We start from the raw sequence: 23633 nt of genomic DNA on the forward strand, positions 1-23633 counted from the left end.
CATGCTTCTGAAGCTCGCATTCCGTCACCTCATACGCCATTGGCGGCTCAACCTCTTCGTGCTGCTCACGCTGCTGTTGACCGTCAGCCTGCTGGCCGGGCTGCCCATGTACACCTCCGCCATCGCCGACCGCAGCCTGCGCCAGACGCTCGTCGATGCTTCCCCCCTGGCGCGCAACGTGCAGGTCAACGGTGACCTGAGCGTGCGCCTATTTCAAGATTTGCGCGACATCCTCGGGCCGCTTTATGACAGGCGGGCGCGGCTGCGCGTAGTAGACCCCATCGAACTATCCCGCTGGATTGTGCTGCCCGATGGCAATCTGCGCCCGGTGCCGGAATTCTTCTTCGTACGCTTCTTCTCGCTGGACGAGTATCACGACCATGTTGACGTGATTGATGGGCGTCTGCCCAATTTCGTGGCGCAGACGAACCCGCTGCGCCTGCCCACGCTGGAGATTGCCATCGGACAGACCGCCGCCGAATTGTATGGCGTGGCCGTGGGCGACAGCATCGTCAGTCCAGACAAGCAGTACAAGGCGGAAGTCGTGGGCATTATCGCGCCCACGGACGAGGCGGATGAGTTCTGGTTTGAGGATTTTCTCCCCTTTGGCCTGGAGCGCATCCCCGGCGGCAACCGCGAGGATACGGTTATCCTCTCCGCCATTTTGCCGCAGGAGTCCATGGAGGCGTATTTTTCCTTCAGCGAGACGTGGCGCGTCTTCATCAACTGGCAGGCGATCACGCTGGATAACGCGCTGCAAGTGCAAACCTCGCTGAATAATCTGCTGGCGTCGCAGACAGGCGTGCGGCTTTCCACCGGTCTGCTGCCCATCATTGACGTTTACCAGGCGCAGTTGGCGACGGCGCGGCTGTCCCTTTTCCTGCTTACGGCGCAATCCTTCCTCTTTGTGGTGTATGCTTTGGTGACGATGACGGGCTTCATGCTGGATCAGTCGCGGGGGGAGCTGGCGACGTTGGTGGGGCGCGGTTTCGACAGCCGCCAGGTCACGACGGTGTACGCGGTGGAGGGGGCGTTCATGACCTTGATGGTGCTGCCCGTGGGGCCGCTGCTGGCGCGGGCTTTGGTCGGGCTGTGGGCGCGAACGATTGATGCGCCGCCGCCGGCGGCCATTCCCCTGGCCTCGTGGCAGTTGACGATAGCGGGGGCGTTGGTTGGTTTGCTGGTGATTGTGGGGTCGGTTTATGTGGCTTCGCGGCAAAACTTGCTGGCCTGGCAGCAGGCGTCGGCTCGTCCGGGGCGGCGTTCAGGGTGGCAACGTGCCGGCATTGACATTTTCCTTCTCGCATTAGGTGGCATCGCCTACTGGCAGCTCAACCAGCGCGGCAGCTTCGTCGTCGGCGCGGGGCAGGAGCAGGTCGCCGACCCGCTCCTGCTGCTCGGCCCCTCCGTCCTTCTCATCTCCGTCGCCCTCCTGCTGCTGCGCCTCTTCCCCCTGCTGATCAGCTTTGTCGCCTGGCTCACGCGCGGGCGGCGCGACCTGGTGCTGCCGCTGGGGTTGACACGATTGGCGCGCGCGCCCATCGGCCCGGGGCGCGTGGTGCTGCTGGTGAGCATCTCCGCCGCGCTCACCCTGTTCGCCAGCGCCTTTTCCTACTCCGTGACCCAAAGGCAGGAAGCGTTTGCTCGCTACTTCAATGGCGCGGACATGCGCGTGCAACTCAGTTTGCCCACCGCCGCGGCGGCGGCACAGACGGAGGCGATCACGGCGTTGCCGGGGGTGACCGCGGTTTCTCCCGTGTACCGTACGCGGGCGCGCCTGAGCGCATCCACGGGCGTGAGCGTGTCTGGCCTGTTTGTTGATCCGGAGACGCTGCCGCAAGTGTCGGCTTTTCCCCCCGCTGTCACTCGTTTGAGCATTCCGGCCATCATGGAAGTGCTGCAACAGCCCATCGGGCGTACCATTCCGGCGGTGGTGTCGCAGAATTTCCCGCCGGGCGACCTGACGCTGGGGGATCAGGTTGTGTACCGCATTGGCGAGCAGAATCTGATTTTTGAGGTGCGCGGCTTGATTCAGAATTTTCCGCGCCTGTCTACGGGGAGTCAATCGCTGCCGTTTTTTGTGGCGAGTTTGCCGGCATTAGCCAACCAGGTGGACATCGTGCAATTGCAGGGGCCGGATGGTGGCACGCGCGAGTTGTGGTTGGGCGTGAATCCGTCGCGGCAGGCTTCCGTTGCCGCTGCCCTGCCCGTTGGGGCCACACTGTTGGGCACGTCTAATGCCCAGTTGACGGCCTTCCAGTCTGGACTGGTGGCGCAGGAGACAACCGGCGCATTCAATCTCAATGCCCTCACGTTGGGCGTTCTTAGCGTGATCATCTTTTTGCTGGTGCATTATTTTGCCGCCTATGCCCGCTTGTTTGAGTTTGGGGTGTTGCGCGCCGTGGGCATGGCGACCGGGCAGCTATTGGCAATGCTTAGCCTGGAGGGGGTGGCGACATTGATTTTGGGTGTGGGTAGTGGCACGGCGATTGGCCTGGGGCTGGCTTATGTCATGCGCCCCTTTATGCTGCTGGCGCTGCGGGATGCTATTGGTGGCGGTTTTGTACACGCTGTTGTCGTCAATTGGCGCGATGTTTTTATGTTGTATGGGGTGCTGCTGCTGGTGTATGCGGCGGCGTTGGGGTTGATGCTGTTGGCGTTGTTGCGTGCCGGCATTCATCGGGTGATGCGCATTGGGGATGAATGATGAATGAGGGATGAGGTATGAGGTATGAGGTATGAGATGGACGTAGGGGCGGTTTTTGTTGATTGCGATAATCTGGTGAAGATTTATAAGGTGGCGGACCTGGAGGTGGTGGCGCTGCAGGGGTTGGACTTGCAGATTGCCCGTGGCGATATGATGGCCCTGGTGGGGGCGTCGGGGTCGGGCAAGTCCACTTTGCTGAACATTATCGGCGGGTTGGATACGCCCAGTGCCGGCACAATCACCGTCGGCGACCGGGATTTGCTCAACCTGAGCCAGAACGACCGCACCCAGTACCAGCGGCAGACCGTCGGTTTCGTCTGGCAGCAGCCCGCGCGCAACCTCCTGCCCTACCTCACCGCGCTGGAAAACGTGGAAATGCCCATGATGTTGGGGCAATTAGACGCGGGACAACGGCGCAAGCGGGCGTTGGAGTTGCTGGAGATGGTTGGCCTCTCCGACCGCGCCGATTTTCGCCCGGATCGCCTTTCCGGTGGGCAGCAGCAGCGCGTCGCCCTGGCGATTGCCCTGGCGAATAATCCCCCGCTGCTGCTGGCGGATGAGCCGACGGGCCAGGTGGATTCCGCCTCCGCGGAGAGCATCTTCCATGCCTTGCGCCGCCTCAACGAGGCGTACCAGACGACCATCATCGTTGTCACGCATGATCCGAAAGTGTCCAACCATGTCAACCGCGTCGTGGGCATCCGCGATGGCCGCACCAGCACGGAACTGCGCCGCGTGCGCCGCGCCGAAGATGGAGAACTGGAGCATGAGGAGTGGGTGATTATGGACCAGGCGGGGCGGCTGCAACTGCCGAAGGTGTACGTGGAGTCGCTGGGGATGCGTGGGCGGGTGAAGGTGCGCCTGGAGAAGGATCACGTTTCCGTCTGGCCGGATCAGGTGGCGCGGCTGGTGCGCCCGGAGGAAGAGCCGGAGGAGACGATGTTCTGGCAGCGCAAGGATGGGGCGGTGTTGTCGGCGCGGGTGGAGGAGGAGAAAATGCCGGCAGTCGTCACCCATGATTTGCGCCGCGTGTTCCAACTGGGCGTGGAGGAAGTCCACGCCGTGGATGGCGTCAACCTGGAAATCCCCAGTGGCAAAATGGTCGTCGTCAAGGGGCCTTCTGGTTCCGGCAAAACCACGCTGCTCAACCTCATTGCCGGCCTGGATGAACCCACCACCGGCGAAGTCACCATCGGCGGGCAGAAGCTCAGTGACCTTTCCGCCGGCGAGCGCGTCAACCTGCGCCGCCGCCAGATCGGCTTCGTCTTCCAAACCTTTGGCCTGCTGCCCTACCTCTCCGCGCAGGAGAACGTGGAGGTTCCCCTGCGCCTGTTGCGCCTGGGGCGCAAAGAGCGGCGCGAGCGCGTCCTCAATGCCCTGAAACTGGTCGGTCTCGCCGAACGCGCCCGCCACCGCACGTACGAACTCTCCGGCGGCGAGCAGCAGCGCGTGGCCCTGGCGCGGGCGCTGGTGAATCAGCCCGCCCTCATCCTGGCGGACGAGCCAACCGGTCAGCTTGACACGATCACGGGGACCAACATCATCGCCTTGCTGCGCCGCATTGTGCTGGAGACGGGCGTCACGGTCGTCATCGCCAGCCATGACCCCAAGGTGATGGAGGCCGTGGATGTGGTGTTTGAATTGAAGGACGGTCGGCTCATCAACACGGAGACGCGCACGCAACCCGTCACGCGCCTGATGGCGACAGGATGATGGAGTGTCCTGCTGCTTTTGCCCTGTTTATCCACCAAGGTGAGAGGTACAATGAAGTTGTGACTGGTATTCTGCGTTACACTGAGAGAATATGTTGTACCCTGTCCTTTCTGTCTCAGACGTGATTCTGCTAATCCTGCCTTGCATTGGGGAGTTGGAGTTTACGTTGCTACGCCTGTTATCTGAGGAGGCTGTCTTTTCAGCCGTATAGCAAGAAATCAGCAATCTGCTTGAGCAGTGTTATTGTTGCCAGACGTGGTGGGGATCAGACAAGAGAGTATGGTGATTATTTCAGAACTTACCTTCCCAGATAGGGGTAACTGGAGTTGATAGTATTAGTTGCTCGTGACTATACAGGTCATCTGCCCAGATTGGACCAATTTGCTCTGGTTGAATCTTATTGATGTCTACAAAATTGGTCCAATCTTTCGGAGACGTGAATAGTTACAGTGCTCAATGAAAATATATGGATTTTGTAGTATCATGGTTTTTCCTGCAATTTTCCGACTAATTGCTACCCTTGAAACAACCTGTTTGGAGACAAATCGTGAAATTAGTTAAATTGAGCTACACAGAGTTCGTCGGGGAACCTCAGGAATGGAAGTTGGCAGATTGCACCTTTGGTAACATCAATCTCATTGTAGGTAAGAACGCAACCGGCAAGACGAGAACGCTTAATGTGATCCGTGCATTGGCTGACTTGTTGGCAGAAGCCAGCGAACTAAGATGGCGTGAGGGTAGTTATGTAGTGGATTTTGAAAGCGAAAACAAGACTATTTCTTACATTTTAGAATACCATGAGTATGCGGTAACTAGAGAAGAATTGCGCGTTAATTCTGTTATGCGATTGAAGAGGGGGCGTGATGGAGCAGGTGAGATATATGCCGCAGAAATCGGCAAGGCTATTCGATTTCGAATCCCGGTAAATCAAGTTGCGGCCTTCGCCAAGAGGGATTCGATTCAGCATCCGTTTCTTGAAGATCTTTATGAATGGGGCAAGGGTTTGATAAGATATGACTTTGGAACACCTTTGGGCAAGGATCATTTTGCGATCTTAGTAAAGCAGGAGGAAGAAGAGGAGCAAGCTCGCATGGATCTTCGGCAGACTCAAAAGGCTGTTGAAATCTTCTTGCGAGGGATGCGAGAATATCCAAATGGTTTTACCAAGGCTATTATCGAAGACTTGGCAATAATCGGTTATCAAATAGAGGATATTGGTGTTGACGATGTTCCCGAAATGAGGGTTCGTCCCAGCATCATGGCCCCTCCCTTAGGGATTTATGTAAAGGAAACAGATAGACAGGGAAGAACTTTTCAACCTTCAATATCACAAGGAATGTTCAGGGCACTGTCAGTAATCGTACAGGTAAATTACTCGCTTTTGGCAAGTGAGCCGAGCTGTATTCTCATTGATGATATTGGAGAGGGACTAGATTTTAGCAGATCGTCGGCACTTATCACGCTATTAGTTAACAGGATTAGGAATTCCTCCACACAGTTGATAATGGCGACTAATGACCGCTTCGTTATGAACAATGTCCCTCTAGAGTACTGGATTATAATGGAGAGGCAACGTAGTGAATGCATCCTATATAACTATAGAAATTCTAAGCGCATGTTTGATGAATTTGAGTTGACAGGGCTAAACAACTTCGACTTGTTTTCAAGCAATTATTACCTTCGGGCCAACGGAATATAATGAAGAAGTTTGCAGTATTTACAGAAGGGCAAGGTGAATTAATCTTTGTTCGGCATTTATTGTTTCAGATCATAGGGTATGAGCATCTCAGTGTTGAATGTTTCGCATTGCGCTCAGGAAGACTTTTGGATGTTCCTTATAAATATGAGACTGTCAGTGCAAAAGTTCATGTTATGGTAGTGAATGTTGGCAACGACGAGAAAGTCTTGAGTGCCATTGCTGAGAGAGAGGAAAGGCTTGTTGGCCAAGGATATGAGATAATAGGTCTTCGAGATATGTACTCTCGTTAGTATAGGAAACGATCTGAAATTGTTGATCCTGATATCATCTCCCTATTTATTCAAGCACATCGCACAGCCGTCCAGAATATGGGTCATCCCGATAGAATCCAGGTATTTTTCGCCATTATGGAGCTTGAAGCATGGTTCTTATCGATGTATCAATTGTTTCAGAAAATACATCCTTCATTAACGGTTCCTTTTATTGAAGAAAAGATAGGTTTCGATCTTTCAAAAGTGAATCCAGAAGAACAGTTCTTCCATCCCGCTAACGAATTTGGTTTGATACTGAACCTTGTTGGCATCACATACAACAAATCGTTTGATCAGATGGAAGGAATCTTGAGCAAAATAGACAGCACAGATATCCGTAATTCTCTGGAAAACAATCGCTGTAATAGTTTCGCACGATTTCTGATGATATGGGAGTGGGGTTGATTACGGCAGGGAGGCGGCGAGGAGGGCGAGGAGGCCGAGGGTGAAGTTGTAGCCGAAATGCACGAACATCGTTGTCGTGGTGTTGGTGCGGTGGCGGATGAAGCCGAGGACGAGAGCCAGGAAGAAGACAAACAGGGTGACGGGGGTGATGCCGTACTGCACGTGGGCGATGGCAAAAATAAGGGAAGTGGCGGTGACGCCGAAAATGGGCTGCAACGCACCGCGAAACAGCAGTTCTTCGCCGATGCCTGTGGCTGCCGCCAGGAGGAACCATTCTCCCACGGTGTTGATGTCGCCGAGGAGGGTGGAACTGATGTCGTCTAGCAGTTGCGCCTGCTGGGGGTCGACAAGGCCCCAGATGGCGCCGGCGACCGCCTGAGCAACGACCAGCACCAGGATGGCGACCACGCCCGTCAACAATTGTGCGCGGGTGGGACGTTCCAGACCCAGTCGCTCTCGCACCGCTTTGCCGGGGCGGCGGATAAATATGCCCACGCCCAGCAAGGCTACGGCAGCAAAAAGGAATTGAGACGAGAAAACGTCGAGCAGGGTGGCTTGCTCGGCGGTGCTGGCTAATCCTTCCAGGCCGCCCTGGCTGAGGGTCGCCAGGGTGTTGCCCACCAGGTAGCCGACCAACAAGAGGGCGGTGGCGTGGACGGCACTGTCGGGGTTGAGGGTGGGGCTGCGGCGGGCGAGGAAATGGCGCACGCCGGGCAGGGCAATGAGACTGCCCCAGATAGCCATGAGGACGAGCCATGTGCCCAGGGCGGGGAAGTTGATCTGGCCGGGATCTAGCTGCATGGCGGCGGCGATCTGGCTGTTGGGTACGGTGAGGAGGATGAGGCCGAGGAGGAATGCCGGCAAATTATAAGCCAGCAGCACCCACGTAAAAAACCGGTCAATCAGCTCATTTCCCTGTTTCTCCACCCAGTTCGCTACCACGATCAGGCTGCCAACAAAAACCAAAGCAAATGTGATTCCCATGAAATCTATCCTAAAGCGTCATGCACTTGCATAAACCAACTTCTTCGCGTAGTCGCGCCACGCCCAGGCCGGAAGGCGCACGCCCGTGGGGGATTATTCGCGGAAATGCGCGTATGTCAAGCAAGCGGCTTCCCTTTTTCATCCAACCACTGGTACATCACGTAAGCATCCACGAAACCCAACTGTTGATGACGAAAGGCGTGAGGCAGCACGCCGACGATATGGAAGCCCAGTTTTTGCCACAGAGCGACAGCCGCCGCATTGCTGCTAACGACCAGATTGAACTGCATTGCCAGGAAACCCGCCTCACGCGCCATCCGCAAGGAGTGCCGCCCCAGGGCATGGCCGATGCCCTGGCCTTGCGCGTCGGGATGCACCATATAGGAAGCGTTGGCGACGTGCGCGCCCAGGCCGGGTTGGTTGGGGCGCATGATGTAGGTGCCCACCACGCGCCCTTCTCGTTCGGCGACCCAGGTCTGCACCGGGGGGGAGAGCCAGTAGGCTAGCGCCTCGGCGCGGCCGGTCTCCGGCAAGAAAGCATACGTGTCGCCGCCGCGGACGACGCGGTGAAAAATATCCCAGATGGCGTCGTGATCATCAGTGGTAGCCGGGCGAATGGTTATCATCGGCGAGTTCCTTGGGCGGGGGAAGTTGGTGATGGGCGTTCGTCTTTCGTTTCCCGCTTGTGACTATACAGGTCATCTGCCCAGATTGGACCAATTTGCTCTGGTTGAATCTTATTGATGTCTACAAAATTGGTCCAATCTCTCGGAGACGTGAATAGTTACTCCCGCTTTTTATTGAATGTTGACCGTTCAATAGGTGCGCAGGTCGTCGGGTAGGTGTTCCAGGCGATTGAGGTACATGATTTGCCAGCGCCCGCGGCTCCACTCGATCTTGTGCAGCGCGGTGTTGTGGCTCCAGAAGGCGATATGATCACTCTTGACCATCAGGCGCAGCATGGTGGCGATAAGGCCGCCGTGGGCCACGGCCAGGACGGGGCCGCCGGCCTCTTCCGTATCCGCTACCAGTTGGTCCAGCGCCTGCCGCGCTTGCCGCTTGAATGCCGTGTAGATGGGCGGCGGCTGCCAGCCATCGGCGCTTTGGCGTGGGTGATCCACGCTGGGGAGATGGGGCGCAATCCAGAATTCCGCTTCGCGGAGGTTGTCGTCAGGCAGCAAGGGGAGTTGCAGGGCGTCCGCCAGGTAGGCGCCCGTCTGCCGGGCGCGCTCCAGGGTGCTGCCGCGCAGGCGGGCCAGTGGCAAGTCTGGCTGCGCCGCCAGCCATTGGCCGAGGCGCCGCGCCTGCCGGTGGCCCAGGTCGGTAAGGGGGGTGTCCCAGTTTTCGTCCCGCTGTATTTGCCAGATAGATTGGCCGTGTCTTGTCAGGTAAATCTGCGTAGTGTTGCTCATTTTTCTGCTCAGGGCGCATTCGTATGTAAGATTGGAAATGACGGATGCGCGGTTCCTGCGTCGGATAGTCCAAAGTGAAATTCGCACGAACCCTCAGCTGAACGGATCGGCGGGGGCGTCCGCGTAGAAATCCAGTTGTTTGAGTGGGCGATACCGCTGCTTTTCACGGCGGTAGCGGGCACCAACGCCGCCGTGGGCGGCGTTGTTGTGCTGGCTGGTGATGCGGTAGGGGTCTTCGGTGGAGAAGGTGTCGCACTTGCTGCAGGTGTAGATGGGTTTGTTGTTGAGGAAGTAGACCCACTTTTGCGCCAGATCAATCTCCACGGGTTCCTCGGCGGGGCCAGGGCGCAGGCGCACCAGGTAGCGGGCGCGGGTCACTTGCGGCGAAAGGCTGGTGAGGACATTGCCTTTGGCGTCGAAGATTTTTTCAATCTGGCCCCATCCGGCATCGCAGCGTACCCAGGTTCCGGGTATGATGAGGACGGGCTTGCGCGCCGGCGGCGGGGGGGTGGGGGCGGCGTCCGGCGGTGTGCTGTAGGTGGCGATGAGTTGGGACATGCCGGCAAATTCTCCCACAACAGCATCCGGTGAAAGGGGGGCAATCTCCTCCCACAAAGCGCGAGACGGCGGCAGTAGCTCGCGGATGCCCGCTGCCGACAACCGCTCCACTTCCACGTAGAACGCCTGCACGCGACGGGCGATGGCTGCCCGTGTGCCGGCAGGTGCGCGCCACCAGCGACGAAAATAAGATTCCAGTTGGAACCGGGGCACGGAGCGGATTAGCGCCAGCGCCTCGCGTGCGCTCCAACCGGCGGGGTCCGCCGTCAGCGCCGCCTGCACTTGTTCGACCGCCCGCAGTAGTTCTTGCGAACCCGCCTCCGCCAGGAACTGCGAGGCCGGTTTCCCGGCCACGGCATAGAGATGCAGGTGGCGCTGCGACCGCGTGATGCCCACGTAGAACAGCCGCCGCTCTTCTTCCAGGTTGTTTTCGCGCTCGTTGGTGAAGGGGATGACGCCCTGGTTGCAGTCGGGGAGGAAGACGATGGGCCATTCCAATCCTTTGGCGCGGTGCAGGGTGGTGAGGGTGATGGGGTCCTGGTTATGTTCACCATCCTGGCCGACTTTGCGCTGCCGCAGGTCGTTGAGTTTGATCATGAAGTCGAGGAGGGATTGCTGGTTGCCGGCAAATTCGATGAATGTATCAATCGCCACGGCCCGCCCCTCGCCCGACTGCGTGAATCCACTGGAATCACGCCAGAACTGCTTGTAGGCCAGCAGCTTCTCCAATTTCGCCAACACAAACGCCGCCGGCTGCCCCAGGTTCTGGCCCAGCCAATGCAGGTCCGTGCCCAGGTTTTGCAGATAGGCGGCGATTCTTTCGTTGTCGCGCCGTTCGGCTTGCTGCGCCAGTAGTTGGGAGAGCGGGCGCGGCTGACCCATGAACTGGCGGCGCACCTGGTCGCGCAGGCGGTGGGAGATGTAGCGTTTGGGGCGGTTGCAGATGGTTTCCCAGGCGTCGCGGAAGCTGTTGACTTGCGCCTGGGTGAGGGGGTGACCGTGGGTGAGGCGGTCTTCCAGCCAGGCAAGGCGGGCGTAGTCAATGAGGGTTTTGACTTCGATGCGGTCGTAAAAGGGTTCGGGGACGCGGTAGTTGATGCCGGCATCTATCAAAGCCTGCTCAATCGGGGGTGTCTGCGCGTTCAGTCGCACCAGGACGGCCATCTCTTTCCCCGCGTGCCCTTGCTGCCGGTAAACGCGCACCTGGCGCACGATGGCGGCGGCCATCTCTTGCGTGTTTGGGCTGAAGTGGAGGGCAGTTGTGCCGGCAAAACCCTTCGTCAACTGCAATCGTTTCTCCAGTCGCTGCCGGTTGTGGCGGATCACCGCATTTGCCAGCACCAGCGGTCCTGCCGGGCAACGAAAATTCTCGCTGATCAGATACGTTTGCCCCCCATAGCGGCGCGGAAAATCGAGAATGAAATGAGGATTGGCCCCGCGCCACTCATAAATCGTCTGATCATCATCCCCAATCGCCATGTAATGGCGCGTCCCATTCGTCCGGCGCGGCATCGTCAGCATATCCAGCATCTCCGACTGCGCCAGGTTGATGTCCTGAAATTCATCCACCAGCACACAGTGATACCGCGTCTGAATCTCGGCGCGCACATCCTCGTAGCTAACCAGAATCTGCCAACCCGTCATCAACATATCCGGGAACGTGATCATCCCCCGCTGCTGGCGCACCCTCTCCAGCAGTTGATACAGGTCCGTGTACCAGCTCAGCGGGCCTTCAATGGGCGCCACCTGTGCGGCAATCGCCCGCGCCGCGTCCGGCAAGCGCGCGCTCGCCAGGTCCGCGTAAATCAGGTTCCCCTTGCAACTGTGTACATAGGCCAGGAAATCCTCCTGGTCCATATTGTCCAACTCGCGGCGATACGGCGCATTTTCGCTCCGTGCCACGCGCATCACCTCCCGCAACAACGTGTATTCACGGCTCTCTTGCTTCAGATTAAACTGGCGCAAATGGCCGTGCCGTTGGGCATGGCGGATGATGTCCAGCCCCAGGGCGTGCAGGGTGCGGGTGTGAACGCCCGCGCAGTGGGGCCAGGGCTGCAGGCTTTGCGCCAGGTCGCGCGCATTGCCGCGGCCAAATGAAGTTGCCAAAATGCGGTCAGCGGGAAAATGCCCCTCCCGCACCAACCGTTCGATGCGGTGGACCATGGCCGTGGTTTTGCCCGCGCCGGCGACGGCAAAGACGAGGGCGGGGCCTTCATTGTGATTGACGACGGCTTGCTGTTGCTCCGTTAATTGCACGCGGGCGCTCATGGGGAGAATTATAGAGCGCGGCGGGTGATCGCGCGAACACGGCGGCGCGGCGTGGTCTAAATCACACCCCGTCGAAAACGGCCAGGCGAAAAGGATGCGGCGGGGCGGCTCCCCGTGGGCGTAGCCAGGACGCCGCCGCCACGTCCAGCGTGCAGTAGCCAAAGCTGGCCACTGTGATCAGCCCGTGATTGGCTCGCTCGCGCAAGGCGCACAGCACATCGCGCATGATCTGGCCTTTGAATGGCGTGAACATGAAGAAGATGCGGCCATCATCGTAAGCGAGATCGCGCGCGTCGGCGTTGATGAAGGCCACATCCGCCAGCCGCAGGCGCGCCGCCATCGCCGTCGCCGCCTGACAGTATGCCGGCTCAAACTCCACGCCTTTGCAGACCGCGCCCGTGAGCAAGTGAGACAGTATTACTACGCTCCCCAGCCCCGAACCGAGGTCGTAAAACACATCGTCGGGCGCCAGCGTTAACCGCTGGGCCAGTTCCAACACGACGGGGGCCGGCGCGGCTTCATACTGGATCATCTCCCTCTCTCGCGGGCGCGTTTCCACGGGTTGATCAGGCAGTTCCAGCAGCCCGTCAACAAAATCGTCCAGGCCCGTGGCCGTCGTGTGTAGTTGCCCCGCTCGCCACGAGGGTCCGATGATGTCCGCGCAGAACCGGATCAGGGCGTCCCGCGAATGGCCGCCCGCCTGAATCTGGTTGCGCCAGCGCTGGACGACCCGCTCATTGGTGGCCTGGACGCGCCGCCGCAGCGCTGCCGCGTTCTGTCGTAGGGTGTCCAGGTCTTCCCCCGGACGATGATACCGTGCGTACTCGATGGCCAGGGCGGCTGTTGCTTCTGCCTGCGCACGCAGGCGGAATTGCGCCGCGGCGTCCAGGCGTGGGTCGCCGAGGTATGTTTCCAGTTCCGCCACGATGGTGGTGCTATTCATGGTCAGGGTGGCCGGGGAGGGTGCGACGCGCCGGCGCGCGTCGCACCAGCGCGCGGCTAGGTAGTGGGGAACTCGTAGACGGGCCAGCTAATTGTCATGGTGCGGTCTGCGTGCCAGACTTCGTAGGTGGTTATGTCTTGTTCCCAGTTTGATTCCAGCTCTTGCTCTTGCACGTACTTTGCCAGGGCGTTCCACATTTCGAGCAGCTTGGGGTATTCGTTGTACTCGCCGTAGGTTTTGACGCAGACGGCGCGGTGGGCGGGCCATTCGCGGATCTTCATTTCGCCTTGCGGCGGCACTGTGCCTACGAAGGGAACGCCGATTTCCACGGGGCCGTCGTCTTCTTCGTTGACGGGGCCGTAGTAGAGGGCCACGGGGTCGCCGGCGACGGTGGCTCCGGCTGCTTGAATGTGGCCCCAGAGTTGTTGCAGTGCCGGCATTATCCATTCGTGAAATGCCGGCACAGTAATCTGACGGCGAATCGAAACCATCATCTGCTTTTCCACTTCCTGATTCGTAAACGTAAAAGACATCACATTCTCCTTGTTCGGCTGCAACTCCTCACGCAGCAGCCGCGCCGCCAATTGCACGGCGGCAAGCTGCTTTTCCGTGACCGACACCTGCAGGCGGAGCTGATGCTGCACACGTTGGGGATCGCTGTCCCAGGCAGCCAGCACAATCGCCATCTTCTCCAGCGGCATTTCCATCAGGCGCAGCAGACGAATGCGCCGCGCAACACGCAACTGCTCGCGCGTGTAGTAGCGATAGCCAGAATCGGGATCAATCCGCGCCGGCCGCAGCAAGCCGCGCTCGTCATAAAGCCGCAGCGCCTTGCGTGAAAGCTGGCCGCGTCGGCCAAACTCGCCAATCGTCAACCATTCGGAAAGCCGTTCTTCCTTCATACCCCTATCATACGCCCGGCCCCAGGGGCCAGGTCAAGCCCCGTTTGCCGGATTCGGTAGATTCACACCCAGACGCGAACTTCGTGGATTTTCACACATTCCTGCTACACGTTGCGTGGGATTCCTCGCCTCACCTGGAATGACAACTGGCAAAATACCAACCTGGGGGAAAATTGGACCACGGGCTGCTTCTGGCATAGACTTGGAGGACGTACCTTGTACGACACGGCATCAATAGCCGTCGAATCATGATAAAGGAAAAATCCATGAATCTCTGGCATGATCTTCCCACCGGACCCGCTCCCCCGGAACTCATTCACGTCCTTGTGGAGATTCCGGGTGGAACCCGCAACAAATACGAATTCGACCATGATGGCGGTTTCATTCGCCTCAATCGCGTCCTTGCCTCACCTTTCTATTATCCCGCGGACTACGGCCTGATTCCCCAAACCTTTTACGACGATGGCGATCCGCTGGATGTCCTCGTGCTGATCAAGGAGCCAACGTTCCCTGGCTGCGTGATCACGGCCCGGCCCATTGGCATGTTCCGCATGTTAGACCAGGATGATCACGACGACAAGATTCTGGCCGTGGCCGCCAATGATCCTCTTTATCAGGATTATCGCAACATTTATGATGTGCCCAAGCATTTCTTGCGGGAAGTGGCACACTTTTTTGAGCGGTACAAGGACCTGGAAGGAAAGCAGGTCAAACCACTTGGTTGGGAACCGCGGCAGGAAGCACTCGAAAGCATCTTGCACGCCATGAAGTTGTATAAGGAAAAGGCGTGGTGAGAGGCGAGGGGGCGCAGCGTCGCGCACGCTTTGGGGAAGGAATGATGCGTTATTTATTGATCGCGGTGGGGGCGGCGCTAGGGGCGAATGCCCGCTATCTGGTGGGAACGTGGGCAGGAGGACGGTTTGGCGCCGATTTTCCTTATGGCACGATCATCGTCAACGTCACGGGCAGCCTGGCGCTCGGCGGTTTGCTAATGTTTGTGACGGAACGCCTGCGCCTATCGTCAGAGATGCGTTTGGTGCTCGTGGTCGGATTTCTCGGCTCGTACACCACCTTTTCGTCCTATGCGGTGGAAAGCATCATCATGCTGCGACAGGGCAACATCTGGCCGGCGGTGTTGAGTATCGTGGGGAACAATCTGTTGGGGCTGGTGTGCGCGGCGACGGGTCTCCTGGTGGCGCAGCGATTGCTGGGATAATGGCGCGGCAAGAAGGAGAAGGGGGCGCCACAATGAGGGCGCTGTCCATCAACGTTCAGGCAGCTTCGGATTCGTCGTCGCCGAGCCCCTGTTTTTTGCGCCAGACGCGTGCCAGGCGGTGCGTGAGTTCCGCCTGCACCAGGGAAGCGCGGGCCGGACTCCACGTATTCACCAGCCGCAGCGCCTCTTCCGTCCAATGCTGTGCCTGCGCCAGGTCGCGGGCGTGCCACTCGTAATGCTTCGCCAACTCCACATGCGCCCACACGTCATCGTAGCTGGTGACAGCGGCCTGCTGCCACAGCGGCACGGCTTCTTCCCGCCGCTCCTGCCGCTTCAGTAAATCCGCCAGCAGCGCCAGCCCTCGCTGATACCCCTCCAACGGCAGCGCCTGCTGTGCCAATGCCCGGCGCAAGTTCGCCTCCGCCGCGTCCGGCAGATTCAGGTCCTTCTGCCACTTGCCCAGGCTGACCAGGTCCAGTGCATCATCGTATGGCTGTGGGTCGTGGAACTGGCGCAGCAGCCGGTGCGCCAGGGAGGCCATGGAAATCAGGTCCAGGCGATTGTGGTAAAAGACGCGAGCCATTTCGCGGCCATCACCGTGCTGTAAATAGTCGTAGTAGAGGCGGGGGATGAGCCAGCCGGGAACGTCTTCCTGCGTGCGGCGCAAAGAGAGCAGATGCTTTTCCAGTTCCACCAGGGCTACGGAACCCAACCGCTGCCGCCAGAGGCGGCGCGCGGGTGGCAGCAAGTCCAGGTGGGGCATCTCGCGCACCGCGCCGACCATGCGCCCCATGCGGTTCATCAAGTAGCGATTGTCAATGAGGGGCAGGTCGAAGGTGCGCCCGTTGAAACTGATCAGGCCCGCTTTTTCTTGCAGCAGGTCTGCCAACCATTGCAGCATGGCGGGTTCGTCGTCATGGTCGCGCAAAAAGTATTGGCGGGCGACAAAGGCATCCCCTTCGTAGAACCCGACGCCGACCATGAAGGCCAGCGTGCCGGCACCGGCCAGCCCCGTTGTTTCTGTATCAATGAAGACGAAATCATGGAAGCGGAGGGAGGTCAGGCGAGGGTCGCCGCAGAGAGGGACGGCGGCTTCCGGCGCGAATCGGAGCAAATCCCCGACCCGATGCCCGCCATGCTCATGCGTGAGCGGGTAAACATGGTCAATGACCAGGCATGCGCCCTCCTCGTTTTCCTCCAGGCGCAGGCCGGGCAGGAGCGTTGTCAGGGCTTGCGGCTCATCGGGGAGCGTATGCGGGGTATTGGCAGGCGGCGTGGGGGTAGGAGGCGAGGGAGGCGGCGTGGGTTTGAGATTGCGCGTCCCTTTGACCACGCCCAGGCGGCGTAGTTTTGCTTCCCATTGGTCATTCATGCGGCAACACTTCGGTGATGAGAAAAATGTCGCGGTTTTAGATCAGATAACATGGCCGGCGCATCGCCAACTGATCACGATCCACGGATTATTCGAGTCCCAGCGCCCGGACAACTGTGTCCAGGTCTTTGTCACCGCGCCCGCTGAGATTGACGAGGATGATCTGGTCGGGGCGCATGGTGGGGGCGCGCTTGATGGCTTCGGCCAGGGCGTGGCTGGATTCCAGCGCGGGGATGATGCCCTCCGTTTTGCTGAGGGTCTGGAAGGCGGCTAACGCTTCGGCGTCGGTGGCGTAGGTGTAGCCGGCGCGTTCCTGGTCGCGCAGCCAGGCGTGTTCTGGGCCGACGCTGGGGTAATCCAGGCCGGCGCTGATGCTGTGCGTTTCCATGATCTGGCCGTCGGGCGTTTGCATGACGAAGCTTTTGGTTCCATGCAGCACGCCAATGCGGGAAATGGCGAGGTCGGCGAAGCGGGCGGCGTGTTTGCCGCCGCCGATGCCTTCTCCACCCGCTTCCACGCCAATCAAGGCCACGTCTTCATCGTCGCGGAAGGCGTGGAAGATGCCCATGGCGTTGCTGCCGCCGCCAACGCAAGCGATGATCAGGTCGGGAAGGCGGCCCGCTTCTTGTTGGATTTGCGCGCGCGCTTCTTGCCCGATGACGCTCTGGAAGTCGCGCACCATCATGGGGTAGGGATGGGGGCCGAGGACGGAGCCGAGCAGGTAGTGGGTGGTTTCGACGTTGGTGACCCAGTCGCGGATGGCTTCGTTGATGGCGTCTTTGAGCGTTTTGCTGCCGCTGTCTACGGCGTGTACTTCCGCGCCCAGCAGTTTCATGCGCAGGACGTTGGGCTGCTGGCGGGCGATGTCTACGCTGCCCATGTAGACGATGCATTCCAGGCCGAGGAGGGCGCAGGCGGTGGCTGTGCCGACGCCGTGCTGCCCCGCGCCGGTTTCGGCGACGATGCGGCGCTTGCCCATGCGTTGGGCGAGGAGGGCCTGGCCGAGGGCGTTGTTGATTTTGTGCGCGCCGGAGTGGTTGAGGTCTTCCCGTTTGAGGTAGATTTGCGCGCCGCCGAGGGCGGTGCTGAGGCGGCGGGCGTGGGTGATGGGGGAGGGGCGACCGACGTAGGTGCGCAGGAGGTGTTGGAATTCGGCGATGAAGGCGGGGTCGGTGCGGGCGTTGTCGTAGGCGGTGATGAGGGTGGTGAGTGCCGGCATCAACGTCTCCGGCACAAACTGACCCCCATAAGGGCCAAACTTGCCACGCGCGTCAGGAACAGGAGTTGTTGGGAACATGAAGCAAATCCAGAATCATACAAGTGCAAACAAAGATATCAGGTAGCCGTGGTTGCTGCATACCATTCTAGCAGTTTTTGTTGGCAGAGCAGCAAAGCCATCACGCTGGGAGCATCACTGATGGCTCCCTGTGCGGCCATGCGTAAGGCATCCGGGATGGGGGTGGGGTGGACTTCAATCACCTCGGTGGGTTCGTGGGCCGTCGCGCCCAGTGTGACGCCCGTCGCCAGGAAGTAGTGCCCCACTTCGTTGCAGATGCCATTGGCCGTATAGAACTGACCCAGATAGTGCCAGTCGCGGGCGCTGCCGCCGATTTCCTCGCGCAGCTCCGCCTGCGCCGTGGTTAAAGGGGTGGCGTCTGGTTTGACGCTGCCGGCAGGGATCTCATAACACCAGTCGTCTACAGTATAGCGATAGGTGTGTATCAGCACAATCTCGCCCGTGTCAGTCACCGGAATGATCCACACGGCATCAGGATGCTGCACCACATTGTAGACCCCTGGCTTCCCATCGGGTGTGACTATTTCATCCTGGCGAACGTTGTACCAGGGGCAAGACCAGACAACACGACTCGATAATGTTTTGAACGGTTTGAGCATGATTGAGACCAAAAGGCGACTGTCTCCATCTTGAGAAATGACAGGCATAGGTTATCGTCCTGCGATCATCTTAATCGCACCCAACCTGCTGGTAGTGCGATTATCTTAATCGCACCCAACCCTGGTAGTGCGATTATCCTAATCACACGTAATCCAGCCAACGAGCATAAGACCAAGGCCAATCCCCTGCCGCTTCCACCAAACCTGCCTTGACCGGATTGCTCAGGACATAGTTCCGAATCCGGGTCAACTCTTCTTCATTCCGCACGACACGGTCATAGCTCTCATGTTGCCAAAACGGTCCGCTTCGCCCAAGAGCGCGGTTTGCGGAATTGGCCGTAAATCCTTTGAGCGAGTGCATAATATGGAACCTGCCAGCCGGTACGTTACGAATAAGGTTGCTCCGGGTAACTGGATATGGGGTAAGGTTTTGCGATAAAAAGGTCTGAAATCCAGTTGGCTCATTTTTGGTAGTGTCCGATTTGGAAAATCGGACTACGGAAAGGAAATAGACCGCACGGCGGTGACGAAGCGGTGGATTGCTTTGTGGTCTTTGCGTCCGGGCGCGGACTCCACGCCGCTGGCCACATCAACGGCAAACGGGCGCACTTGCCGCACTGCCTGGGCTACGTTGTCCGGCGTGAGGCCGCCAGCCAGCATCAGGCCGGGAATCTGCGCGGCCAGGTGCGCGGCCATTTGCCAGTCCGTCGTTTGCCCCGTGCCGCCGCGTAAGTTGGGGTGAAACGTGTCAATGAGCAGCGCGGGGTGGTCCGGGTGGCGCTGTGGGGGCTGATACCATTCCGCCTCGGCTTCCGCTTCCGCCAGGGAGGTAGGGCGCAGCCCTTTGTAGGCGCGGCCGTAGAGGGGCGAGGCGGGATCGCCGATGAGGGCGGGCACTTCTTCGCCGTGCAACTGCGCCAGATCAAAGCCGCAGGCATCCATGTGCGCGGCCATTTCCGCGCCGCTGACGTTGACGAAGACGCCAACCAGTAGCGGACGTGGCTGCTGCCGGCATAACGTGTCACAAATGATGGCGGCGGCGGCGGGTGTGATCGCCCGTTTGCTGCCGGGCCAGAGGATAAAGCCGAGATAATCGGCTCCGGCGGCGGCGGCAACCTGGGCGTCTTCCAGGTTGGTGATGCCACAAATTTTCACACGGGTCACAATGGATTCTCCCACATGGGATGATGAGGGGGGGCCAGATTGGTTCAATCAGGAAGATTGAACCAATCCGGGGCTTGCTCAGTGCGCGTTGGCATGGATTTTCATTGTCCAGCCAAATGGATCTTTGCTGCGCCCATACTGAATGTCCGTGAGCGCCTGGTAGAGATGGGTGGTTACGGGGCCGGGTTTGTGGCCATTGATGATGTACTCTTTGTCTAAGTAACCAAATTTGCCGACGGGAGCGATGACGGCGGCGGTGCCACAGCCGAACACTTCTGTGATTTTGCCTGATTCGATGTCGGCGAGCATCTCGTAAACATCAATACGCGCCTCGCTGGTTTCGTAGCCCAGTGTAGGGGCCAACGTGAGGACTGAGTCGCGGGTGACGCCGGGGAGGATGCTGCCGGTGAGGGCGGGGGTGACGATGCGTTTGCCTTCGTAGACAAAGGCGATGTTCATGGCGCCGACTTCTTCGACGTAGCGCCCGTGGATGGCGTCGAGCCAGAGGACCTGGGAGTACCCCTTTTTGCGGGCTTCTTCGCTGACGTAGAGGCTGGCGGCGTAATTGCCGGCAGTTTTCGCTTCCCCAGTCCCTCCTACCACGGCGCGGCGGTATTTGTCGGAGATGTAAACGGGGATGGGGTTGAAGCCTTCTTTGAAGTAAGCGCCGGAGGGAGAAAGGATGACGTAGTGCAGGTAGCGGCTGCTGGCGTGGACGCCGAGGGCCGTTTCCGTGCCGATCATGACGGGGCGGACGTAAAGGCTGGACCCGGGGGTGTCGGGGACCCAATTGTGGTCCAGTTCGATGAGTTTGACGACGGCGGTGAGGTGTTCTTCTTCGTCTACTGCCGGCATTGCCATGCGTACCGCGGACTGATTAAACCGACGCATGTTCTCCCACGGACGAAACAGGTTGATGTCGCCATCAGGCCGACGATAGGCCTTGAATCCTTCAAAGATAGATTGGCCGTAATGGAGAACCGCGGAGGAGGGTTCCAGGCTGAATGATTGATAAGGGCAAATGGTGGCATCGTGCCAGCCAATGCCGGCATCATAATGCTGCATAAACATACGGTCCGAAAACTTCGTGCAAAAGCCAAAATTGCTGGTAGGAACGGGCTTAAGGTCCGCCTCCTCCAGCGTCTTAATGTCGATTTCCATAAACAAACCTCCATGGCAAAATAGGGGAAGGGTGGATGTTAAGATCTCGTCACGTGTAATCAGGCAGCAGACACACACACCGCACCGAAGCAACATTGTAACCCAATATCCAGCCACCGAAAAGCGCCTTGCCCGCCGATATACCCTCAGCTCATGGACGTTCTGTAGGAGGTCGTTTCTGTTTGACCCGTGAAGACCCCAAGACGACAAAGGTCTTGACCGGGTGGGATGAATACCTGCCCTGGTCAAGACCCTCATCGTCTCCACAGTGGTGGACCGCGGGCTGCTACCGGGCGATTGCCGGAGAGACCCCTATCAGATGCTATCGTGCGTCCTGCGCGGCAGCACCTTCGGTGTAGACGTAAGCCGCGCCCATGCTCCTGAGAAGACCGGGTGAGCCAACCAGAGCCGTCTCACCATTCAGCGCCACCCAACGGCCGAATTGCTTCAAGTATTTGCCGTCGCTGGCCGTCAGTACGGCTTCCTCAACCCATTGCAGGCCGTTCAAACGGAACCGGTAGGCCGCGCCGGTCCAGGAATTCGTGCCGTACGCGCCGACCAGGGCCACATCTCCATCCAGCGACACCGACTTTCCAAACTGATCGTTGGCGGACAACGGCTCCGCTGTCACTTTCGCCTCGGCGTTCCAGTCTGCGCCATCCCAGCGAAAAATATAGGCCGCGCCTGACTGATTCGCCACACCATCCGCGCCAATGAGGGCAACCCCGTTGCTGAGGGAAACCGACCAGCCAAACTGGTCATGGGCTGTTCCGTCTTCAGCCATCAGCTTTGCCTCTTCGTCCCAGGCCAGACCGTTCCAACGGAAAACATACGCTGAGCCGGAGTCCGTTCCCTGATCGTCATCATAAACCGCGCTGAGCAAGGCCACATTGTCTTGCACGGCCACGGAAAAACTGAAGTAGTCACCCGCGCCGCCATCGCTGGCCAGCAATTTAGCTTCTTCGTTCCAGTTCGCGCCATCCCAACGGAAGATGTAGGCCGACCCGGCGTCAACCCCGTTATCATCGTCTCCCTTGGCGCCTACGAGAATCAAATCCCCGTGGACCGCGACGCCGTAACCGAAGTAATCTTCCGCCGCGCCATCACTGGCGACTAATTTGGCCTCTTCGTTCCAATTCGCGCCGTCCCAGCGGAAGACGTAGACTGCGCCGGCGTGGTAACCATTGTCATTGTCGTAGGTTGCCGGCACGAGAATCACATCCCCATTCACCGCCACCATGCGCGCCTGATGATCCTCGAAGACGACGTCACTGCCTGTCAGTTTTGCTTCTTCAACCCAGGTTTGCCCATAGCGGCGGAACACGTAAGCCGCGCCGGACATGTCATTATTGTTATCGTCATAGACCGCGCCGACGACGGCGACATCGCCATCCAGCGCGACGGACCAGCCATACAAGTCTCCAATGCCGGCATCGTTGCCCATCAGTTTGGTTTCCTGCGTTTGGGGGGCGCTCAGGGTGGACTCAGCGGCGGTCCGGTTCTCCCGGAGAATCGCCGTCACTTCTTCGTCTTCCTGATGCGTCGGATAACCGCTTCCTTCCCCTTGCGACGCGGCGCCGGTCGGGTAGAAAGCACACCGATGCAGGATGACGCGGCTGGGCCAGCCGGAAACATTGTAGTAATAGTAGACGTATGCGCCGTCAGGGGTTACATACCACTCCGGGTCCAGTTTCAGCACCGCCAGATTGGGATCATCCAGGCGTTGTGGTGCCGGAGGCTGACCGCCTCGTTCGGTTGGCAAGGCGAAAACCCAGATCGACCCTTCATCCTTTGCGTCGTTGAACAGCGCCAGTGAGATGTAGGAAGCGCCATCGTAAACAAACGGTTCCGGTGAGGCGATGTTCACGTGCGAGCCGGCTTCCGGCGGCGGCGCGAAGGTGACGAATGTGATGGGTTCTGTTGCCCCGGCCACCATCTGGTAAACGCGAATCTCCGAGGCGTACGTGTCTCCCTCCATCTTGACGGCTGCCATGTAGAGCAGATCCCCACCTGCTTCCGGCGCATTCCAGGCATAAGCGCCCAGTTTATCGCCGCTGTCGCTGGTGAGAACCGTCTCGGACAGGGTTGCCGTGTCGTATTGGACTAGCTGAATGGCATCACCGTGATGGCGACTGTACAGGATGGTATCATTCTCGATCCAGGTCGGCAGCGAAACGTCCAGTTCCACGTCTGGCAGGCGATGTTCCTGTGTCGGATTGCTCAGATCGAGCCAGTACACTTCCCAGGAGCCAAACAGCAGCGAGCGCCGGCGATACAGCAGTTTCCCGGAACCGTCCGCGCTGTTCGAGCCGTCGAAGTGGGTGCGGGAAATGTAGTCGGTGCCCGGCATAACCGGTTGTGATTGCCCGGTCACCGTGGACCACAAATACATCCGCTCCACCATGCCTTCCTGACGGGTATAGATGACCATAAGCGCCCCGTTGTGGCGCAACCACTCCGGACCATTGTCTTGCAGTTCGTTGATAGGCGAGAGTTGTCCGGCGAGCCAGAAATCCTGTCCCGTTTCGGAAACCAGGTCGCCGGTTGCCGGATCAAGCCATCCGGCCCAGGCATTGCCCGTGAGCCAGGCATCGCGAAACGTGATCATGTTGGCATCACTATCAATCTCCGGGTCTACATACTTTACCGATTCGGAACCGATTTGTACGTCATCATACGCATAGGCGACGAGTAAGTGTGTCATGAAGATAGCCGCGGCCATGATCAGAACTTTGATTGTTTTCTTCCAGTAGGCGTTCATTTCATCCTCCGATATTGAGCCACGCTCATCTGACAAGGTGTCTAAGAATCTGGCTGCGCGATTCCCCGCCGAGGGTATTGCGCAGTTGTCTTCATCTGCCTTCATGGTAGGCGTGGCCGGAGGAAATGTCGGTCGCCGCCGGCGTCGTTTCTGTGTCGGAG

General features: G+C 59.0%; 19 protein-coding genes. 7 read left to right on the top strand and 12 right to left on the bottom strand.

The window, feature by feature from the left end:
* Nucleotide 1: 1 nt before the first annotated feature.
* From H6650_15775 to H6650_15795, 5 genes are all read left to right on the top strand, one after another.
* Nucleotides 2–2707, top strand: coding sequence for an ABC transporter permease (locus H6650_15775; protein MCB8953466.1), 2706 nt, complete (start codon nucleotides 2–4; stop codon nucleotides 2705–2707).
* 36 nt (nucleotides 2708–2743) lie between these two features.
* Nucleotides 2744–4420, top strand: a complete 1677-nt coding sequence (locus H6650_15780; GenBank protein MCB8953467.1) for an ABC transporter ATP-binding protein — start codon at nucleotides 2744–2746, stop codon at nucleotides 4418–4420.
* Nucleotides 4421–4967: 547 nt separating this feature from the next.
* The gene (locus H6650_15785; protein MCB8953468.1) at nucleotides 4968–6119 is read left to right on the top strand and encodes an ATP-binding protein; all 1152 of its coding nucleotides are present in this window, start codon (nucleotides 4968–4970) and stop codon (nucleotides 6117–6119) included.
* Complete coding sequence (locus H6650_15790) at nucleotides 6119–6409, top strand: hypothetical protein (protein ID MCB8953469.1); 291 nt, start codon at nucleotides 6119–6121, stop codon at nucleotides 6407–6409. The genes H6650_15785 and H6650_15790 overlap by 1 nt, the downstream gene beginning before the upstream one ends.
* Nucleotides 6410–6487: 78 nt before the next feature.
* Nucleotides 6488–6835 carry a hypothetical protein gene (locus tag H6650_15795; GenBank protein ID MCB8953470.1) on the top strand — a complete coding sequence of 116 codons (348 nt, stop codon included), beginning with the start codon at nucleotides 6488–6490 and terminating at the stop codon, nucleotides 6833–6835.
* Here H6650_15795 and H6650_15800 read toward each other — a convergent pair whose 3' ends face one another.
* The 6 genes from H6650_15800 to H6650_15825 form a co-directional block, all read right to left on the bottom strand.
* A complete protein-coding gene (locus tag H6650_15800; GenBank protein ID MCB8953471.1) occupies nucleotides 6836–7819 on the bottom strand; it encodes a CPBP family intramembrane metalloprotease in 984 nt (327 codons plus the stop codon).
* A gap of 116 nt (nucleotides 7820–7935) precedes the next feature.
* Nucleotides 7936–8445: a GNAT family N-acetyltransferase gene (locus H6650_15805; protein MCB8953472.1), complete on the bottom strand. Its 510-nt coding sequence runs from the start codon at nucleotides 8443–8445 to the stop codon at nucleotides 7936–7938.
* Between the two features lie 189 nt (nucleotides 8446–8634).
* On the bottom strand, nucleotides 8635–9231 hold the full coding sequence (locus tag H6650_15810; GenBank protein MCB8953473.1) for a histidine phosphatase family protein: 597 nt from the start codon (nucleotides 9229–9231) through the stop codon (nucleotides 8635–8637).
* A gap of 93 nt (nucleotides 9232–9324) precedes the next feature.
* Nucleotides 9325–12057, bottom strand: a complete 2733-nt coding sequence (locus tag H6650_15815) for an ATP-dependent helicase (GenBank protein ID MCB8953474.1) — start codon at nucleotides 12055–12057, stop codon at nucleotides 9325–9327.
* 61 nt (nucleotides 12058–12118) lie between these two features.
* A complete protein-coding gene (locus tag H6650_15820; protein ID MCB8953475.1) occupies nucleotides 12119–13000 on the bottom strand; it encodes a hypothetical protein in 882 nt (293 codons plus the stop codon).
* Nucleotides 13001–13056: 56 nt separating this feature from the next.
* Nucleotides 13057–13902, bottom strand: a complete 846-nt coding sequence (locus H6650_15825) for a MerR family transcriptional regulator (protein MCB8953476.1) — start codon at nucleotides 13900–13902, stop codon at nucleotides 13057–13059.
* Nucleotides 13903–14168: 266 nt separating this feature from the next.
* Here H6650_15825 and H6650_15830 point away from each other — a divergent pair, with 266 nt between their 5' ends.
* Both H6650_15830 and crcB read left to right on the top strand, forming a co-directional pair.
* Nucleotides 14169–14696 (top strand): inorganic diphosphatase, encoded by a 528-nt coding sequence (locus H6650_15830; protein ID MCB8953477.1) that lies wholly within the window; start codon nucleotides 14169–14171, stop codon nucleotides 14694–14696.
* A 41-nt stretch (nucleotides 14697–14737) separates the two neighbouring features.
* Entirely contained in the window at nucleotides 14738–15118 is a 381-nt protein-coding gene (crcB, locus tag H6650_15835) for a fluoride efflux transporter CrcB (GenBank protein ID MCB8953478.1), read from the top strand.
* 55 nt (nucleotides 15119–15173) lie between these two features.
* Here crcB and H6650_15840 read toward each other — a convergent pair whose 3' ends face one another.
* The 6 genes from H6650_15840 to H6650_15865 form a co-directional block, all read right to left on the bottom strand.
* Nucleotides 15174–16490: a ribonuclease H-like domain-containing protein gene (locus H6650_15840; GenBank protein ID MCB8953479.1), complete on the bottom strand. Its 1317-nt coding sequence runs from the start codon at nucleotides 16488–16490 to the stop codon at nucleotides 15174–15176.
* Between the two features lie 88 nt (nucleotides 16491–16578).
* Nucleotides 16579–17787 (bottom strand): tryptophan synthase subunit beta, encoded by a 1209-nt coding sequence (gene trpB / locus H6650_15845; GenBank protein ID MCB8953480.1) that lies wholly within the window; start codon nucleotides 17785–17787, stop codon nucleotides 16579–16581.
* 38 nt (nucleotides 17788–17825) lie between these two features.
* Nucleotides 17826–18386: an NUDIX hydrolase gene (locus H6650_15850; protein ID MCB8953481.1), complete on the bottom strand. Its 561-nt coding sequence runs from the start codon at nucleotides 18384–18386 to the stop codon at nucleotides 17826–17828.
* Between the two features lie 495 nt (nucleotides 18387–18881).
* On the bottom strand, nucleotides 18882–19550 hold the full coding sequence (locus H6650_15855) for a phosphoribosylanthranilate isomerase (protein MCB8953482.1): 669 nt from the start codon (nucleotides 19548–19550) through the stop codon (nucleotides 18882–18884).
* 78 nt (nucleotides 19551–19628) lie between these two features.
* Nucleotides 19629–20711: a branched-chain amino acid aminotransferase gene (locus tag H6650_15860; GenBank protein MCB8953483.1), complete on the bottom strand. Its 1083-nt coding sequence runs from the start codon at nucleotides 20709–20711 to the stop codon at nucleotides 19629–19631.
* 322 nt (nucleotides 20712–21033) lie between these two features.
* Nucleotides 21034–23472 carry an FG-GAP repeat protein gene (locus tag H6650_15865; GenBank protein MCB8953484.1) on the bottom strand — a complete coding sequence of 813 codons (2439 nt, stop codon included), beginning with the start codon at nucleotides 23470–23472 and terminating at the stop codon, nucleotides 21034–21036.
* Nucleotides 23473–23633: the final 161 nt, after the last annotated feature.

The organism is Ardenticatenales bacterium (assembly GCA_020634515.1).
In the GTDB taxonomy this organism is placed as follows: Bacteria; Chloroflexota; Anaerolineae; order Promineifilales; family Promineifilaceae; genus JAGVTM01.